Annotated in this window: 2 protein-coding genes and 1 pseudogene; all 3 read right to left on the bottom strand. The window is 54.9% G+C overall.

What is annotated here, in order from left to right; translation table 11 throughout:
* Positions 1–494, bottom strand: a pseudogene (locus AC2VLY_RS07245) (conjugal transfer protein TraN); the annotation flags it as partial.
* Positions 467–982 carry a hypothetical protein gene (locus AC2VLY_RS07240; protein WP_486922017.1) on the bottom strand — a complete coding sequence of 172 codons (516 nt, stop codon included), beginning with the start codon at positions 980–982 and terminating at the stop codon, positions 467–469. The gene AC2VLY_RS07240 and the pseudogene AC2VLY_RS07245, both read right to left, overlap by 28 nt.
* Positions 983–1,052: 70 nt before the next feature.
* Positions 1,053–1,853 (bottom strand): TraU family protein (locus tag AC2VLY_RS07235; RefSeq protein ID WP_486922016.1); only part of this gene is annotated, 801 nt, incomplete at its 5' end.

The raw sequence follows: 1,853 nt of genomic DNA, 5'->3' as shown, positions 1-1,853 counted from the left end.
TTGTTGATCATGCCCTGATTCGCCGGGTTCGCCAGAAAATTATTCAACATGGGATCCGTGGTGTAGCTGTTCATTCCGCCCGGATAGGTAGAGATATTCTCCAGATAGGATTGAGCCTCGTTACATTGCCCGTAGATCTCCTGGTACTGCTGGGAGGCTGTTGTCGTGTTGGCATAATAACCAGGCAGGGTCATCGAACCGTTATCACCGACGGCCCCTGTCTGTATGGTCTTTCCAATCAGTCCGTCCACGCTCAAAGTCATGGGAGCCAGTTTTTCCACCAGGGTACCGGCAACTGTCGGTGACGTAATACTTGTGGGCAGGGCACTGCATTCGTCAGCGACGTTATTCAGCGTACCCGCCCAGGTATCGCCAAGGCTATTCAGACTGGGAACCCCAGAACGGCTTAAAAGATTGCAGGCCGGGGCATACTGGTACTGATTATTTATATCCGGCGCACAAGTGGTCAGCAGTGCATCCCCGGCAGAATGCACATCCGCGAGGGATGTCCCGAAACGATGGATGCTCTCCAGGGCGTCCGTGTAGGCAGTATTGCTTTCTGTGCTTTCCGCTTGCTCGATGGATGCGGATTCCGCATTGAGGGCCGTCTGGCAGACGGTTTGAGCATGAGTGAAGCCCCTAATCCGGTGCTGTCAAAGCTGTTCAGTGGCCCCGGCCAGCCATTTGGACAAGTCGGATCGCTCATCAGGGCGGCATTGGCACTGTCGGCCTGGTTGATCGCATTACCTTGCGTCAATCCCACATTATCCGGTAGATAATAGCTGGACGCGCCCGATTCTCCGGGTGTGGGATTACTTCCCGCAAAGCCCTGCATTTCTTTCGATCCAACACCCGTGGCGGCATCGTCCTGCCCCCCCAGCAGCAAACTATTGCCGAAGTTCACACCGCCTTGGGCCTGACTGACGAACTGCCCAGCCATAGCGGTTGCGGTGGATTCGTAATAGACGCCTATTCCGAACATGGCCGCAATGAAAGATGACGCTACTGGCCTGCGCCTTGTGGGATGTGCCATCCAGCAAAAGAAGCCCATATCAGCCTGTCATCCCTGTATGGCCAATGACACCCAGACAGCAGTTGGTCCATTGCCAGACGAGATACACATAGTTGCTGCCCGTTGCAGGCTGGCTGTCCCATTCCCCCCACTGGAAGGGCGTCTGACCCATCCAGTGCGTGCATTCACCCGACTGGGTTGGCGGAGCCTGAATGTTCACGCCGCCATTCTGCGCCACAGTTCCTTGGTTGCTTGCCGCTGGGGTTACATAATTCGCAGGTGGCATACTGCCACCTTGTTGTTGTGGGTTATTGATGTTCGGAGCTGTAACGCTGGCATTGGGCTCCTGATTGGTTTCGTCATTCGGAAACATGATCTGGAAGCGATACTGGGCCTTGGGCAGCACATAGGTACGCCGGGGACCGCAAACCACGCTGTTGCCGGTTGTGCGCTCCAGAAATCCTAAGCGGAATCCCATAGCCAGCATTCGGGCTACATCGAGACTGGATGACTGAATAGGATCATCGCCGCCGAGATTGGATCCGACCATGGGGTAGAGCAATCCCCAACACCCGGCAGTCCAGTATTCATCGTCAATGGGCTGTGCGCCGACACTTTCCTGAGCGCACTCTTCCGTGGCTCCCAAAAGTCCTACCGGGTTGTCGTAAAGCAATTCTTCCGGAGAAGCCAGAAACGAAAGCAGATCGTTATTCCAGGTCGGGAAGACTTCGCTCATCAACATAAGATTCATCCCGTGGTAGCCAGTATTGCAATCCGGGATGTCTGCGAGCTGCATCATGGTGATCAGCGGAAAAGTCCAGAGCTGAACATTGAAAAAGGT

Source organism: Acidithiobacillus sp. TH-A36, assembly GCF_057473445.1.
The sequence above is the reverse complement of the archived record's forward strand: the minus strand, read 5'-3'. Positions and strand labels throughout refer to the sequence as shown.